The 15,552-nt window shown below is 54.3% G+C and carries 13 protein-coding genes; 4 read left to right on the forward strand and 9 right to left on the reverse strand.

Going from position 1 to position 15,552, the window contains the following annotated elements; genetic code table 11:
* Position 1 precedes the first annotated feature (1 nt).
* The 3 genes from FF011L_RS06660 (at position 2) to FF011L_RS06670 (ending at position 3,833) form a co-directional block, all read left to right on the forward strand.
* On the forward strand, positions 2 to 1,489 hold the full coding sequence (locus FF011L_RS06660) for a DUF1501 domain-containing protein (protein WP_145350880.1): 1,488 nt from the start codon (positions 2 to 4) through the stop codon (positions 1,487 to 1,489).
* On the forward strand, positions 1,489 to 2,025 hold the full coding sequence (locus tag FF011L_RS06665; RefSeq protein ID WP_145350881.1) for a M50 family metallopeptidase: 537 nt from the start codon (positions 1,489 to 1,491) through the stop codon (positions 2,023 to 2,025). The genes FF011L_RS06660 and FF011L_RS06665 overlap by 1 nt, the downstream gene beginning before the upstream one ends.
* A gap of 224 nt (positions 2,026 to 2,249) precedes the next feature.
* On the forward strand, positions 2,250 to 3,833 hold the full coding sequence (locus FF011L_RS06670; RefSeq protein ID WP_246109777.1) for a porin: 1,584 nt from the start codon (positions 2,250 to 2,252) through the stop codon (positions 3,831 to 3,833).
* A gap of 233 nt (positions 3,834 to 4,066) precedes the next feature.
* Here the strand turns inward: FF011L_RS06670 and FF011L_RS06675 are convergent, their stop codons facing one another.
* The 6 genes from FF011L_RS06675 to FF011L_RS06695 form a co-directional block, all read right to left on the reverse strand.
* Positions 4,067 to 4,516, reverse strand: a complete 450-nt coding sequence (locus tag FF011L_RS06675; protein WP_145350882.1) for a hypothetical protein — start codon at positions 4,514 to 4,516, stop codon at positions 4,067 to 4,069.
* A 175-nt stretch (positions 4,517 to 4,691) separates the two neighbouring features.
* Positions 4,692 to 5,705: a DUF1559 domain-containing protein gene (locus tag FF011L_RS06680; protein ID WP_145350883.1), complete on the reverse strand. Its 1,014-nt coding sequence runs from the start codon at positions 5,703 to 5,705 to the stop codon at positions 4,692 to 4,694.
* 366 nt (positions 5,706 to 6,071) lie between these two features.
* Positions 6,072 to 6,506 (reverse strand): hypothetical protein, encoded by a 435-nt coding sequence (locus FF011L_RS06685; protein ID WP_145350884.1) that lies wholly within the window; start codon positions 6,504 to 6,506, stop codon positions 6,072 to 6,074.
* Complete coding sequence (locus FF011L_RS26200) at positions 6,493 to 6,753, reverse strand: hypothetical protein (protein ID WP_218933056.1); 261 nt, start codon at positions 6,751 to 6,753, stop codon at positions 6,493 to 6,495. Before FF011L_RS26200 ends, FF011L_RS06685 begins: the two co-directional genes overlap by 14 nt.
* 673 nt (positions 6,754 to 7,426) lie before the next feature.
* A complete protein-coding gene (locus FF011L_RS06690) occupies positions 7,427 to 7,597 on the reverse strand; it encodes a response regulator (RefSeq protein WP_261342559.1) in 171 nt (56 codons plus the stop codon).
* A gap of 129 nt (positions 7,598 to 7,726) precedes the next feature.
* Positions 7,727 to 10,066 (reverse strand): CHASE domain-containing protein, encoded by a 2,340-nt coding sequence (locus tag FF011L_RS06695; protein WP_145350886.1) that lies wholly within the window; start codon positions 10,064 to 10,066, stop codon positions 7,727 to 7,729.
* A gap of 385 nt (positions 10,067 to 10,451) precedes the next feature.
* On the opposite strand from FF011L_RS06695, the gene FF011L_RS06700 reads away from it, so the two are divergent.
* Positions 10,452 to 11,486, forward strand: coding sequence for a GGDEF domain-containing response regulator (locus tag FF011L_RS06700; RefSeq protein ID WP_145350887.1), 1,035 nt, complete (start codon positions 10,452 to 10,454; stop codon positions 11,484 to 11,486).
* Positions 11,487 to 11,655: 169 nt separating this feature from the next.
* Here FF011L_RS06700 and FF011L_RS06705 read toward each other — a convergent pair whose 3' ends face one another.
* The 3 genes from FF011L_RS06705 to FF011L_RS26205 all read right to left on the reverse strand — a co-directional run bounded on the left by FF011L_RS06705 (position 11,656) and on the right by FF011L_RS26205 (position 15,481).
* Positions 11,656 to 13,062, reverse strand: a complete 1,407-nt coding sequence (locus FF011L_RS06705; protein ID WP_246109778.1) for a sulfatase — start codon at positions 13,060 to 13,062, stop codon at positions 11,656 to 11,658.
* Between the two features lie 183 nt (positions 13,063 to 13,245).
* Positions 13,246 to 14,574, reverse strand: coding sequence for a hypothetical protein (locus tag FF011L_RS06710; protein ID WP_145350889.1), 1,329 nt, complete (start codon positions 14,572 to 14,574; stop codon positions 13,246 to 13,248).
* A gap of 4 nt (positions 14,575 to 14,578) precedes the next feature.
* Positions 14,579 to 15,481, reverse strand: a complete 903-nt coding sequence (locus FF011L_RS26205) for a hypothetical protein (RefSeq protein ID WP_218933057.1) — start codon at positions 15,479 to 15,481, stop codon at positions 14,579 to 14,581.
* Between the last annotated feature and the right edge of the window lie 71 nt (positions 15,482 to 15,552).

Here is a 15,552-nt window from a genome sequence, read left to right on the forward strand (position 1 = left end):
CATGCATCCATTAGAAAAATACGAACTGCAGATGACTCGGCGACAACTGTTGTCGCGGGGACGTGGGTGTTTAGGCGTAGCCGCCCTGGCGTCGCTTATGCAGCAGGACCAAGCCTCTGCGCTGGCAGGCAGCCAAGGGGTTGTTGGTGGTTCGGGAAATGCTGGCGGGGTGCCCGGATTGCCCCATTTTCCCGGAACGGCAAAGCGAGTGATCTATCTGTTTATGGCGGGAGGTCCAAGCCATATCGATATGTTTGATTACAAGCCTGCGCTGAAAGAGATTCACGGAACAGAACTGCCGGAATCGATCCGAAATGGACAGCGTTTGACCGGTATGTCGAGTGGACAGTCGACGTTTCCGTGTGTGGCCCCGATGTTTAACTTCAAACGCTACGGAGAACGTGGGACTTGGGTGAATAGCGATCTGCTGCCCCATACCGCTTCGGTCGTCGACGAAATGACGATCATCAAAACGATGAATACCGAAGCGATCAACCATGATCCAGCGATCACGTACATCAACACGGGGACTCAGCAGTTAGGTCGCCCAAGCATGGGGTCGTGGCTGAGCTATGGGTTGGGAAGCCCCAACGAAAACCTGCCCGCCTACGTCACCATGATCTCGGTCGGGGCGAGCCCCGGGCAGGCGCTGTTTTCAAGGTTGTGGGGAAGTGGGCCCCTCCCTTCAAAGCATCAAGGTGTGCAGTTTCGCAGCGGTGGAGACCCCGTGCTGTATCTGAATAATCCGGCGGGCGTCGATGCGGGAATCCGACGCAAACTTTTGGATGCCGTTGGCAAACTGAATGAGACTCGCTTCGATGATGTGGGGGATCCAGAAATCCAAACCCGGATTGCTCAGTACGAAATGGCCTATCGGATGCAAACGTCTGTTCCGGATTTAATGGACATTGAATCGGAATCGGAAGCGACCTTCCAAATGTACGGACCCGACGCCAAAAAGCCGGGGTCCTTCGCTGCGAATTGCATATTGGCGCGCCGGTTGGCCGAACGTGGTGTCCCTTTTGTGCAGCTGTTTCATCGCGGTTGGGATCAGCACGGCAACCTGCCGCGTGAACTAAAAAAGAACTGCCAGGGCGTCGATCAACCCGCTGCCGCTTTGATCAAAGATCTAAAGCAACGAGGGATGCTAGAGGATACGGTCGTGGTGTTCGGCGGAGAATTTGGCAGGACGATCTATAGCCAAGGGAAATTAACAAAGGACAACCACGGGCGCGATCACCATGGGCGTTGCTTCACAACCTGGGTGGCTGGAGGCGGTTTTAAGCGTGGCTTCGATTATGGAACTACCGACGACTACAGCTACAACATTGTTGAAAACCCCGTCCATATCAATGATTTCAATGCTACGTTGTTGCATACCCTGGGAATCGATCACCGCCGGTTTACGATCAAATATCAGGGGTTGGACTTGAAATTGACCGGAGTCGAAGAAGCGAAGGTTGTTCGTGATGTATTGGCGGCCAGCTAATGAATACGGATTCCAGTAGTGATGAAACGAAACCTAGCGAATCGGCCGACACCACTCCCGATCCCCAATTGATCGCGACCGCGTTTCACGAAGCCGGCCATGCCGTCATGGCAATCATGTTGGGACGCTCGGTCGAAAAGGTCACGATCACTCCTAAGCGGATGCCTGTCGAAGGAATTCGTTTAGGTGTCTGCAAAATTCAAAAAGGGAAAACCAAAGCTTCGCGAGATTGGATGGAGGATGAAATTCTGATCCTGTTGGCCGGAATGGTTGCCGAAGAGAGTGTGACTGGAAGGTACTGCGAATCGGGCGCCGCAAGTGATTTGCGTATCGTGCGAGGTCTGCTGCGAAATCGTCCTGGAAGCGAACGCCAGTTAGCAAAAATCGAGAAGCGACTGTTGGAGAAGACGGTCTATTTGCTGGATGATGATGAGCATCGCCAGGCTATTGAACGGATCGCTAAAGAGCTGCTGATGAAGACAACCATCAGCGGTCGAGCGGCTCGCCATTTCTACAACATGTCGGTCGCTAGTTAAGCGATACTGTCGGCAAGGCGGCGGGCGGATGAGGCGAAAATTGTTTGCGACGTCCTGTCGGCCTCTAATCAGCTCGGCTTGTTTCCGCTCCGTTAGTTGGGTGACTGCGCAGACTTTGACGATGATACGTGTCTCTGTTGGCGCGGCTGTGCCAGATTTGCCGATAGCAGGAGTTGTGCTGGGAACGATGCGGTTCCTCTGCGGTAGACCTGATGGAGCCCCTGATGCTAGCGAGACTGTCCAACTGGAACTTGGCTCTGAAGTGCCCTTGGGGGCATTTTCAGGTCCGTCCGCTCCAAGGGGATTTCATGCGCACTCAGGGGACGGTTCGGTTCGCGTTATTGGCCCTAATCGTTTGTGTCTACCACGTTTTCGCGATTGGGCAAGAATTCACGGAGCCCCCGCTGACGATTGAGCAGTTGCAGGTTCAATTGAATGAACAAGCGGCCCAGATTAAGGATCTCCATCGACGTCTGGAGGAGAGTGACGGACCGTTTGGCTTGCAGCCTGAATCGCTTGGTTCCGGGTGCACTCCTGGGATGGTCGATCGAGTTCCGTTGGCGGCAGACGTCCCCAGCGAAGCGGAATGCGATACGTCTGAGGATGCCGGCAAAGTTAAAACGCTGAATTTTTATGCCGATTACGACCGTGGTTTTGTGATCCGCCCGTTTGATGCGAAGAAGCATCCATTCGAATTGAAGGTCAAGGGTTGGATTCAGTTTCGTCATCATGGTTTTGCTCGAAACGCGGACTCCTGGACCGACAATTCGGGAGTCAGGCGTCCTATCCGAAACCGCAACGCGTTTGATATTGAGCGGGCGCGAATGACGTTCTCCGGGCATGCTATCGACCCGCGGTTGACCTACTTTCTGCAACTGGATGGCGACACCGATGACGGTCATGTTGTCGATTTTTTTGACTACTGGTGGGCTTGGCAATTCACCGATGCTTTCCAAATTCAGTTTGGAAAACGGAAGGTGCCGGCGGGCCGCCAGTGGTTGCTCGGTGCCCGGCGGACTCGGTTGGTCGACCGTCCGTTGGCGGTCGATTTCTTTCGCCCGGACCGGACCGTGGGAATTTTTGGAGTCGGGAAATTTGCGCAGCACGGGCACTATGAAGTGATGATTGGAAACGGGTATCGAACCGCAAACCTTCCCAATTCCGAAACCGACAATAACTTTACGTATGCCGCGACCAGCTATATCGATCCTGCTGGCGCCTTCGGCGGTCAATTGGTGGATTTCAATCAAACACCGACGTCGCTATGGCGACTGGGGCATTCCTTTTCCTTTTCGCCGCAAAGATCAACGCAAAATGGAAGCTCTCTTGAGGAAGCCGACTTCGTGCGACTTTCCGACGGGACCCGTTTGACGCAGCCTGGTGCTTTACAGGCAGGTGTAACCGTTTCCGAATTCGATCTTTGGCTGTATGGGATCGATGTCAGCTGGAAACGTCAGGGGTGGAGTCTTACCTCGGAAGTCTTCCTGCGATGGTTAGACAATATTGAGGGAAATGGTCCCATCGCTAACGACAATCTGTTTCAGAACGGGTTTTACGTTGAAGGAGGAAAGTTTCTGGTCAAGAAAATGCTCGACTTCAACGTGCGATATTCGTTCGTGTCAGGGGATTATGGAAAATCGAACGAGTACGCTGCTGGATTTAATTATTATCCACTGGCGAAGCCACAGTTAAAGCTGTCGTTTGATGTGACGCAATTGGACGGTAGCCCAAATCAAAATCGTGCCAGCGATATTTTGGTGGGCGACACCGGAACCTTGTTCCGGACTCAGGTTCAAGCCGAATTCTAAGTGTCTGACAGAACGCATCGGCCGTAGGGACTCGGGGCCTGTTGCGGCGATTCGGTGGTGGGCGATCGCTATCGTCTATACAACTGGGATCGCTTTCTGGTGGGGCCGTTTTGGTTTTTGACCACGGCGGCATAAAAAAACCACAGAGGCGGAAACTTGACCGGTGCTTGGTCGGTTCCGGAGCCTCTGTGGCTAAGAGCTGAGTCCGTGCGTTGTTCAAATTTCTCGCTTGTTTAGCGAGGGTTCTTGACCATGTCGAACTTAAGGTTTGAATCCCCTTCGGGCGGGACGGTAACCTTGATCAGAAAATTGTCGGTGTTCCCGTACAGCGGGTGGATTTGGTTGACCGCCCCCACGTCCGCTGCGCTGGAACCTTCAGGGATTGGCGATCCGTCGGGCTGCGTGAATTGCTGCAAGATGACGCCGTATTCCCCCGGTGGAATCCCTTCTTGATCGGGGCTGACTTGAATGGTGACATTCCCGGAGCTGTCGGAGACACCGTATGCCCCTTTGATACCGACATCGGAGATTGGCAGAAGGCTAACCGACACCCCTTCAAGGGGTTTGCCGGCCATGCTAACTATGCCTGCGGCAGGGACCGTTTCGACATTGGTTCCGTCGTCACAGCCTTGCATGACACAGGCGGTTAGTGCAATGAACGCAGTGAATGCTAGTTTCTTCATTATTCAGCGTACTCGTGTAGAAAACGGATTGCTTCCCTTCGCGGGCCGCTAGTGTGGAAAGCGGGGGGGCGAAGGTAAGGTTTTAGGAGTCAAAGGTCCGGCATGGAAAATCCGGAGTGCTACCGGCGTTTTGCCCGTTTCACTCCGGATTCAGAAGTTGTTAAAGGAGAGTGGATCAATACTCGCCGACAGGCTGTCCGTCCCCGATGTAGGTCAGACGCTGCAGGACGGTTAGGTTGATCGTCTCGCTTAGGAATTGAACCGAGCCGTCACCCAAGGTGAAGTTAGCACCCGCTGGATGGATACTTCCCGCGGTTGCCCATTCGCCAAGACGTGATGGCAGCGGGGTCTGGCTGTAAGCAGGCGACTGCCATGCACAACATTCGTTGTCGTTCAGCCCTCGAGCCCATGCTGGGTCGACGCCGTTGCCAACGTGTTTGGTGTATCCCCAAGTTTGGGAGACTCCGTCATAGGTGTTCCGCAAGGTCTCGGCGATCGCAATGGTGTTGCTTAACCCGTCGACGACGGCTGACATTTTGGTGCCATCATCATGTCCAAACATTCGCCGTGTTTGCAGCGAGATCGAACTCCAACGGTCCGCGGAGCTGCTCGTTCGAGCGGCACTGAAGTCATAGTTCGTAAACGCACCTTGCAATGTCGTCGTTCCCGGCGAAATCGAATAGGAAGTTGAACTGATGGTTGCGTACTGTTCCGGGTTTGGGTCGGAAGGACAGAGGAACGCGGCAAGGACGGTGCTGGCAACCACGTCATTGGCATTTCCTACTTCACCTGGAAGTGGACCATCGATCGTATTGGATCCCGACTGGCGAACTCCAGCGGCGTAACGGAAATCAAACAGGTCGTACAGGTTCTGCTGCTCGATGTATGGCAAGACCATCACCCAGCCTTTTTGGTTTCGAGTCTGCCCTGGAGCTGGGGTAGCTGTGCCGCTGGTGATGCCACCCATTCCCGTGACGGCATACGGCATCGTCTTGTGCGTGTCGTGGTAGTTGTGAAGTGCCAGCCCCAATTGTTTGAGGTTATTGGTGCAGGACATTCGCCTGGCAGCTTCGCGGGCCGCTTGGACTGCAGGCAAAAGCAAACCTACCAAAACACCAATAATCGCAATCACTACTAACAGTTCTACTAATGTAAAGCCGAGCCGGCCGTGCAAGTGTCTCTTTTTCATAACATCGCTCCGAATGAGGAAAAACAGCAGATAACCAAACGTATCAATCCGTTCTAGAAAATGCTAATTCATAATTCGTGATTTTTTGTCGCGGGAGAATAAGGTCTGTTAATGACTCGCAGTGCGCGGTTGATCACCCGTATCGAAAAAGTAATTTTCCCAAAGACGCCGTTTCGGACGTCCCACTTCCGCAAGGATTGGGGAAGCCCCGTTTGATTTGCGCAAAAAAAGGGGGCAGGTCTCTTTGGAGTTCCAACTGAAACAAAGAGGCCTGCCCCCTTCTGCTTGGGGCTTCATTTGGGTTAAAGCAGGGGCTGCGGACGGGCAAAGTATCGCCCGTTGGCAGAAATGTATCCGTTCGCCGGACTAGGTCGTGTGGATGCAGAGCACGTAAAGGAGTGCCACTTGGAATCCGAGGACTCCCATCGCGACGGGAAGGACCTTTCGCGATCCTGCCATCCCCATCATTCCGATGACCGAAAGGACGACGACGTTGCCGGCGAATTTCAGCCCGAGAAACAGGCCGATGCGCGTCATGTCAAAATGGTCTCCGTCGAGTCCCATAATCTTCCGTGCGACGAAGTTTTGCTCTAGTTCTGGCAGAGAGCTGAGAGTCGCAATGGTTAAATAAAAGTCATAAGCCGAAACCCATCCGATTCCGAGCATGGCCGCGCCAAGGATGCCAATCCGGTTTTTTGCAAACCAATTGGAGGTTCCAAATGCAATGGTTCGAAACAGTCCGATCCACGTGGCGAGGGGCGAAATTGGACGGCAGTAGCCTTCCATATCAATCATTGCCAAGGTAAATACCTCCGAAATGGGAATGGGGTGCTTTTTCTTCACACCAACCGTTGACATAAACTTGTCCATCGACTTCGAGTTTGAGCACCCTTAAGGAATTGTCAATCGTCGCGTCGATGGCTTTTTGTGTCAAAAATGGCAATGGTAGATAGTTCGCCGCTAAGGCTCGCGGTAAAGCTTCCCAAACACCCCACAAATCGAGACTTCTTAGGATATTTATTTTTGGTTTTTGCAAGCCGGTTGCCAAATAACCGATTGTTCCGCTTCTGGGAGTGAAGGAGTGAAGGAGTGAAGGAGTGAAGGAGTGAAGGAGTGAAGGAGTGAAGGAGTGAAGGAGTGAAGGAGTGAAGGAGTGAAGGAGTGAAGGAGTGAAGGAGTGAAGGAGTGTTTGCTTTGGTGGGTTGTTTGTGGGGGGGACGCGATGGTTGTGTGAGCGATTGATCTTGGCGTTTTGCTTGTCTCGCTGATCGACGGCTGGAGAGAAGGCTTGCTGGCCGCAAGGATGCCGTTTTGGAACGCATTGGGTTGCTGGAAATTTGGACGTGCTGCGGCAATTCGATGTTTGCGTTTAACGCCAAAGAGCTCCTGGTTCGTCGCCCGCTGCTAGGGAGAGTAAAGTCCCACAGTTGCCGCTGCGATGCGGTGGGGGGCCGTCGGAAAACGGTTGTCGGTGCCTGCCTGCATGTGTTGGCTCGGTGGGGCCGCAGGTGGAAGCAGACAAGGACCGTTTGACGCGCCAGAGTGCGTCACTCATCCATTCTCCGTTCCCTTGGTTTTCGTCTTCCGCAGCGTGGTGCCGGCGCAAACGATTTTAGATGGGCCGAGTAGATGTTGGGCTTCTATGGCCCGGGGCGGAGAGCTGGAGGGCCGCCAGCCAGTGGTCTTTGGGGGACCTTAGCTGGGGGCAGAAATCCTTCAGGTTATTCGTTTTTGGGGATGTAGCCGCTGGCGTGGTGCCAGTCGCTGATCGCGATATCGGCTTCATTGTTTCTTGTCGTGAGGATCACCACTGGGATCGATTCCAGCCCCTCGGTTTGTTTGATTTTTCTTGAAACTTCACAGCCATCCTTGCGGGGCATGTTTAAATCCAAGAGGACTTAGCTCGGCCGCGGGGCAGTGGCATACGGAGGCGATTTGCTTAGGAAATCTAGGGCTTCGGTACCATCTTCAACCCGGCGAGCGTTGTTTTTTTGATCAGCCGAACGTCATCATCGTCACCCTTAACCAACAGTATGGTGTGGGTCTGAGGCCGCAAGGAATCCGTTGGTGGATGGTTCCTGTGAGGGAGGAAAGGCGATTGCATGCTTTCGGTCAGGAGGGCTTGGTTTCGGAAGGGTGATCAGGAAAGTGCTTCCTTGAGGCGCGTTCGGTTCAACACGAATCGTCCCCTCGAATCGTTCCACGATTCGTTTGCACACGGCTAAACCGATTCCGGTTCCCGAGTATTCGCGGCGATTGTGGAGCCGCTGAAAAATTTCGAAAATACGTTCTTGGTATCGGGGGGCGATGCCGATTCCGTTGTCCTTGATCGTGATTTCAATTTCCTGTCCTCGGTCGGTCGCTTCGATTTCAATAACCGGTGGCGTCTCCGTCCGGTACTTCAACGCGTTGCCGACAAGGTTCTGAAACAGCATGATCAATTGACTTTGATCGGCGAGGACGGCTGGCATTCGATCAAAGGTGATGGTCGCTTCGCTTTCAGCGATCGAAATTTCCAAACTTTCAATCGCATCCTGAAGGCATTGCGTGGTATCGACCGGCTCCATCGTGTCGCCTCGACGCCCGATCCGTGAAAACGCTAACAGGTCCTGGATCAAGTGCTTCATTCGCGAGGCACCATCGACGATGACATGGATATAGGCTTGGCCATCTTCGTTCACTTCGTCTCCACATTCCTCTTCCAGCAAGGAGGCATAGGAGGAGATTTTTCGCAGGGGTTCTTGGAGGTCGTGCGAAGCGACGTACGCGAACTGTTCCAGTTCACTGTTGCTTTGACCTAGGTCGCTGAGCAGTTTCTCGGTCTCGGCTTCTTGTTCTTTCAGTCGAGAGATGTCACGACTTTCCATCACAATGAAAATGACATCGCCTGCCGCGTTGGTGATCGGCGAAACGGAGACGTCGACTTGGACGGTCGCCTGGTCTGCGGAATCGGCAACGGGGTGGACGGCTTCGAACCGGTCCGCTTCCCCAGCGGTCGCTAACCGGATGGCATCGCGAAGGCGTTCCTGAAGCGCTGATGAATGAGACCACCAAATCGTATTCCAGCAGGGTTGGTAAAGCACTTCCTTTTCGTTGGCGCCAACCAGTTCCAGTGCAGTACGGTTGATTTGAAGTAACGTGCCATCAAGGGCCATCAAACTGATGAAGTTAAAGCTTTGGTCAAAAAGCCCCTGCAGCGTCGTGCGAGATTCTTCCAGCGAAGTGTTGATTTCACGTAGTCGGGCGTCGGTCGCTTTGCGCTCTTGAATTTCTTTTTGCAATTGCTGGTTGTTGACTTCTAATTGCCGTGTCATTCCTTCGGCATAGGAGTGAGCCATTTGGGAGGCTTGGGAGAGGGTGACAAAAACAACCAGTAGCAACAGATCGATCAAAATCCCGGCGATCAAAATGGCATGCGGCTGACTGTCGTTGGCGCTTTTACGAAAGGACTTGGCGCTCCAAATATCAAATTCCCAGGTCCGACCGTACATTTCGACCAAACGGGATTCGGTGAACAGAGGGGAAGGGTCGTAATCCGCTTCGCTGGCAACATGTTCGTCATACAGGATGGTCGTGCCGTCTGTCAGTCGCAGCCCAACCGAACGGTTCTCTTTTCGCAGCACCCCTTCGAGTAGTTCTTTCACGATAAACGGAGCGTAGACCATGCCGGCAAAGTTGGCATTTCTTTGTTCGAGCGTTGCGTGTTGTTGGTCTCGGTAAAACGGGGCGTAGAACAAAAAACCAGGCGTCTTCTCGCTGTTTTGAACCAAGTGAATCGTGCCGGTGACCTGAGCCGCACCCGACTCTTTCGCTTTAAGAGCGGCTCGGAACCGGTTCGGTTCGTGTGCCATATTCAAACCAATTGCCTTGGAATTAGGCTTTACCGGTACTATGAAGCTGATCGGTAATAGCGTCTCTTGGTTTTGCGCTGGGTGGATTTGGAATTGCGGGGTTTCCGCTTTCCGTTTTGCGAGGTAGTTGGGCAAAGATGGGGTGGGGACCGAGTGAATGATTCCCAGTCCGTTAATCCCCGGATACTTGGAATCCAGGTTCAAGCTCTCTACATAGCGTTTCCACTGCTGTAGACCGATTTCCTGGTCCGAAGCGTCCAGCATCGCCACCCCGCTCCAGAGCGCGTCTTCGTATTTCTGCATCCTTTCTTTGACCAATTCAACGGTCTGGTCGGCTTCGCGATCAAACAGTGCCTGGATGCGTGCATCGTGCTGGGATTTTGAGTAGTGCCATGCGAAGAATGTTAGCGCTAACGAGACCCCCAAAACCAGCCAATGCATTCCGCGAATCGCCGTGCTCCGTTTGGAACGCGTCTGCGGAGGAGCGATGGTTGAGGGGCGGGTTGTCATCGGGGGCGAAGGGGTTCCATGTGGCAAAAAGGTAAAATCCGTTGAAGCGTTGCATACGATTCGCTGTGACGATGCAACGCAATGTCTTGCCGGTACCTTGAAGCGAGCGAAACCATTGGTGTTCGTTCTTCTGTGCGGGTCGTTCGGGTTCTGCTGGTTTCGTCAATTCTGAAAACATCCGTGGCGGCAAGGAACGGTTGGGTGCTTGTCGGCCCCGTACGCCTAATGGGGGTGGCCAACGGGCCGGGGATGTCCCGCAATCCTCGCAATCGGCATGATCCGAGTTTTGATGGGCGAATGTGACGAAAGCGACGGTAACTGTTGGTTCGCACGCGAGTGACAACCAATAGTTGTCTGTTCGAATCAGACGCAACAGGAAGACTTTATGCGAATTTCAAGACAGTTTGCCGCGCTGGAGCAATTGATTGCTGCGGATGAAGATAGGAGTGTCGACACAGGTAATTCTTCGTCGCACGGTTTTGTTGGATCCGGCAATGATTCCTCATTTAGTGTTTTGTTGATCGAGGATGATGATGCCGATGCCCTGCTGCTGAAGCGTCTTTTGAAGCGAGCTCCCCATGCAACCTTCACGATCACGCACGAATCGAGTCTGGTCTCGGCACTCAAGCAAATCAAACAGTCTGATTTTGATGTAGCGATTGTCGACATCAATTTGCCGGATGCCCGCAATGCTGAATCCTTTGAACAGATCCGAGCCTTAGATTCGCGATTGCCGATCGTTGTTCTAACAGGCGACGATAGCGAGGAACTAGCGATTTATGCGATTCGATGTGGGGCCCAAGACTACCTTACCAAAGGGGAGGTTTCAGGCCCGACGTTGGCTCGAGCGTTGCGTTTTGCGATCGTTCGGCATCGAATGGTCCTGGGGCTGCAGACCGCTGCGGGGCATGATCAGTTGACCGGATTGCCAAATCGAAGGCACCTCGATTCTCAGTTTGCCCTGGCACAGGTCAGTGCGACGGAGCAACAGAATTTGCTTCCGGTTTGTCTTTTGGATTTGGATTATTTCAAGCAGGTCAATGACCGCTACGGTCACTGCATGGGGGACGCTGTTTTGAAAAAAGTGGCGCAGCATTTAAGCCAGCAGATTCACGAAGAAATGTGGGCAGGACGGTTTGGTGGCGAAGAGTTTATTCTGTTGATGCCCGGGTTAGGGCCCTCCGCGGCCAACGACATGGTCGAAGGTTTGCTAGGGACTTTGGAAGCCATGCCAATCGTCCTGGATGGCGTCTCCGTTTCAGTCACCGCGAGTGCTGGTCTGGCGATGGCCGGCCCCACCGACGCATGGGAAGATGTCTACGCTCGCTGCGACAGTGCCCTCTATCAAGCCAAGCAGAGTGGCCGCAATCAAGTCGCATCCATTGACTTCCCCATGAAACACTCCACACCTGTCGAGTAAATCACTTTCCTGTCGGCCGGAAGTTGTTCAGGCGAGGGGCAGCGAACCTTTCATTCTCTTCGGTGCGTCTCAAGCCTTGGCGGTCGTCATCGTCTGCATGAGTTCGTGCCGCAGTCCCCGCACTTAACTTCGAACGAAAAGGTTCATGCCTTCCGGCCTGAGCTTTGCTTTAGTTTGGAAGGCGTTGTTGGAGGTCGCGGACTATTTCGGGGTGTTCGGCGGCGACGTTTTGGGTTTCGTGGGGATCGGATTGATGGTCGTATAGCTCCTCCGCTAGTAGGTTGCCATCTTCGATCGATGTCCATTGGGTGTAACGCCACCTTGCTGTTCGGACCGAATGGCCCCAGGCTTTCCAGTTTTTGCGGGAACCGTAGAAAGGATGCTGGTGCTGGGTGAATGCCTGGTTCTTTAGGGACTGATTGGGGTCGGTCAGAAGGGAGGATACATCGGTCCCTTGCAGGTCCGGACCGAGGGTGCCGTTGATTCCGGCCAAGCTGGCGAGTGTCGGATACAAATCAACCAGTTCTGTCAGCGACGCGGTACTTTTCCCTTGGCTGTTGGGGGCACGCGGATCGGCGATAACAAAAGGTACGCGAGCATCCAGTTCGAAATTGGTCGTTTTGCCCCAAAGGCTTTTTTGCCCGATGTGGAAACCATGGTCGGAAAGAAAGACGACGATCGTGTTGTCGCGATGTTCGCTTTGGTCGAGGGCGTTCAGGATTTCGCCAACCTGTGCATCTAGGAAGCTGATCGAGGCGTAGTAGCCGTGCCGCAGATGTTGGTTTTGTTCGGCTGACAAATCACCTTCTTTAGGAATCCCGTCGTAGCTACGCACTTCGCTTGAAGAGTGCATCGCAATCTCTGGAACGTTTTCAGGCGGCGTCTGGGGGAAGGGCTGGGAAAGCTTGGCGGGATCGTACAGGTCCCAGTATTTCTTGGGAGCTACAAAGGGGAGGTGCGGTCGCCAGAACCCGACCGCCAAAAAGAAGGGCTGAGGGCCGTCTGGAAAATCGCGGATCATCGCCGCCGCTAGGTTCGCGATCTGGCCGTCGCGATAGGCCACGTCCGAAACGGGAAGCGATTCGGTGACCGGAGCTTTGCTCAGTCGGCGTGTTCGCGCTGCTTCGGGAGTGTTGGTATGGACGGTGTCGGCCGCATGGGTGCCGCGATGAAGCACCTCGTCGATCGACCAAGAACGACGGTCCTGCGTCTCTCCCATGTTATGAAAAATTTTGCCGATGTCTTGGCAGAAGTATCCGTTGTTTTTGAAGTGTTCAGGCAGCGTGACAAGCGTTGATCCATTGGGCGCCGTCTTGCGAAAACTCTTGCGTAGATCGTCCACTCCCACAGTCCCCGGACGCAAACCGGTTAGGAAGGATGAACGCGACGGATTGCAAACCGCTTGTTGGCAGTAAGCGCGTTCAAACACCAACCCACGCGCTGCAAGCGAGTCCAGGTGCGGGGTGACGGCGGAATCATCACCGTAGGGGCCGATCGCACAATTTAAATCGTCGGCGATGATCAAGAGGACATTGGGACGCCGAGAATCGGTCGCTGCGCCCACGTTGCAGAACATCGCGATCGTCAGCGCTATGCAGAGGCCGCAGCACATTTGAAGGCAACGACCTGAGGAGTCCAACCGTTTCCAAAACATCGGCAAAACCACTGAACGAAAGAGAGAGAGGGCCAGCCAGCAGTCCCTTCGGCTTGCGACCGAAGGGAGCGGCAGGCGATTTTGGGGTGTCCGTCCGGCTGGCGGTTAGCTGTTGGCGCGGACGATTTCAGAAACGTCCAGCAGGTGCACTTGTCGCCCGCCTGCGTGAGGGCTGTCGATCGCGACCGTCAGACCATCGTCGCTGCTGCGAGGATGGGTGTCGCAGCGCCACTCGCCGCGGTATTTCAGGCTGGAGGGGAAACGCCCCAGGTCAAAACGTCGTTTGCTTGGAATGTGGTAAAGATAAACCGTCTGCTTGGTCGTCTGTTTGGACGGGTAGGTGTCGTTCAGGATCCAGTCGCTATAGGGAGCCGGCAGGTAGGTGTTGTGTCCATTGGTTGGCATCGCGGTCGCATCGATCAGCGTTTCGCCTGGCTGGCGATCGGTAAAGCGATAGAAACCGCTGGGGCGACCGGCAGGACGCGTCCACATATCCAGTTGCTCGTCATTTTTCCAAATGAAGTGTGACGTGTATCCCGATGGGTCGACGTTATGGAGGTTCTTGCCGTCCATGTCGGCAGAGAACATGCGAGTTACGAACCCGCCTTTGAACTGCAGGGTCTGTGGATCAAATTTGGGCCGATAGCGGTGTAGGAAAACAAATCGATTCCCCGACGGGTTGATCAGCAGGTGATTGAAATAGTGCCAAGCATCGGTGTGGAGTTCGCCATCGGGCCAAGCGATTTTTGTGACGTCGGCCAAAGAGATGATCAGTTGGCTTTCGCCGGTTTGTAGGTCGGTTCGCCAAATACCCTCTTCCGCAGGGGCGCGTTGATCGACGTACGGATCGGCCAGTCCCGCATAACCGTAACCCGGGCGAAGGTTATTGATTCGGCGAAAGTCAGCCGAAAGGCCATAACGTCCGTCGGCGGAAATCGTGTAGATGGGGCGTGGGATGGTGCGAACGGATTTGTCCGCAACCGTCATGATTCGGCAGACAAATTGATCCCCTTGGCGATCATTCCAAAGGACCCTTTTGCCCTCTCCGCCAACCCACTGAAGCATGCAGCCCTGCTGCCAGCCCCAAGCGTTGCTGGTGCCGATTTGCACAAAGCGGTTGTTGTCGTCGCGATCGACCCAGCCGACCTGGATTTGGTCTTCAGCCTTTGGCGATCGGTGTTCGAAATCGACTTGGTTGGTCAGAACTTTGCGGCTGGTCGGATCGAATTCTCGTTTGTCGTAGTACCCGAACCAGTGGTGCTTCGGGCCGCTGGTGATCGTTTCGACGGGGACAAACGTTTCCGGGGTGGTGTTTGCGACCGAATCAGCCGCTTGGGAATCTGCGGCCCATCCCAGGCTGGCGAGCCCCGCCAGCGATAGTTTCTGAAAGGCTCGGCGGGAAAGGTTCGTATTGGTCGTTGGAAGGGATCGCATGGTATTAGTGTCCTCCACCCTCTTTTTTAGCGGCGCGGCGTTGTAGTTCAGCAGCCAGTTCGTCGATTTCGTCGCTGTCAATTTCTTCAAAATCGATTTTGGCCTGCTCTCCAGAAACCGCCAGGATAAACCAAACGGCAGCGGTCCAGTTCCAGATCGCGAAAACTCCGCCGATTACTAGCGGCACAATCCAGCTTTCGATATCGCTGAAATAGAAAAGCAGTCCAAAGGCCAACGGATTGAAAATGAATTCTCCGACCGCAATCATGCATGCGTTGCGGCTGGTTCGGTGCCAGAGATTTAGCGAGGCGATGATCGATTGAATCCCGCCGCCGATGGTGAACCCTGCAAAAATCAGCAAGCGAACCGACAGCAGGCCAATCGCCAACGCCATCCCGTCTTCCCCGGCCAAGGCCGTCCTGACGATTCCGATGATCAGCAGGATGACTAAAACTAATGCGGCCGAGATATTTAGCCCGGAAGCGACCATCCCGACGATCGCTGGAGTTTTATAAAACGAGTCAGCGCGTTTGGCCTTCGCTTTGGCTTGAGGGATGTCCGGGCCGCTGGGCTTTTTCGATTTGAATGGATTGTGGCTGTCAAAGTCCGATTGCGTCAGCAGGTCATCATCCCCAAATTTGGGCTCGTCCGATTCAAACGGCGAGTAAGCATTTGAGGGAGTCGGAGCGGGGGACGCGGGGCGCTGAGCGGGAGGCCGCTTGGCCGCAGATTTGGGGGCAGCGGCTTTGGGGGCAGCGGGACGCTGAGCTGCAGATTTCTGGGCTGGTTGAGCCGCGGGGACTGCAATCACCGTTGCACATTTAGGGCATTTGACTCGTTTTCCTGCCGCTTGATCGGGGGCCTTGATGGCAGTCGAGCATTGAGGACAGCGGATTGAAATCGGCATAGAGGCTGCTGGAGAGGCTGGAAAAGAAGCGAATGAAACAACAAAGGGGGAGGACGTCCGTTGAACCTGCT

Origin of the sequence: Roseimaritima multifibrata, from assembly GCF_007741495.1 — a bacterium.
GTDB lineage: Bacteria > Planctomycetota > Planctomycetia > Pirellulales > Pirellulaceae > Roseimaritima > Roseimaritima multifibrata.

Bases quoted from the DNA above. Each gene is read 5' to 3' on its own strand.
- FF011L_RS06660 (WP_145350880.1), top strand. From the start codon at position 2: ATGCATCCATTAGAAAAATACGAACTGCAGATGACTCGGCGACAACTG.
- FF011L_RS06665 (WP_145350881.1), top strand. From the start codon at position 1,489: ATGAATACGGATTCCAGTAGTGATGAAACGAAACCTAGCGAATCGGCC.
- FF011L_RS06670 (WP_246109777.1), top strand. From the start codon at position 2,250: ATGCTAGCGAGACTGTCCAACTGGAACTTGGCTCTGAAGTGCCCTTGG.
- FF011L_RS06675 (WP_145350882.1), bottom strand. From the start codon at position 4,516: ATGAAGAAACTAGCATTCACTGCGTTCATTGCACTAACCGCCTGTGTC.
- FF011L_RS06680 (WP_145350883.1), bottom strand. From the start codon at position 5,705: ATGAAAAAGAGACACTTGCACGGCCGGCTCGGCTTTACATTAGTAGAA.
- FF011L_RS06695 (WP_145350886.1), bottom strand. From the start codon at position 10,066: ATGACAACCCGCCCCTCAACCATCGCTCCTCCGCAGACGCGTTCCAAA.
- FF011L_RS06700 (WP_145350887.1), top strand. From the start codon at position 10,452: ATGCGAATTTCAAGACAGTTTGCCGCGCTGGAGCAATTGATTGCTGCG.
- FF011L_RS06705 (WP_246109778.1), bottom strand. From the start codon at position 13,062: ATGTTCTGCAACGTGGGCGCAGCGACCGATTCTCGGCGTCCCAATGTC.
- FF011L_RS06710 (WP_145350889.1), bottom strand. From the start codon at position 14,574: ATGCGATCCCTTCCAACGACCAATACGAACCTTTCCCGCCGAGCCTTT.
- FF011L_RS26205 (WP_218933057.1), bottom strand. From the start codon at position 15,481: ATGCCGATTTCAATCCGCTGTCCTCAATGCTCGACTGCCATCAAGGCC.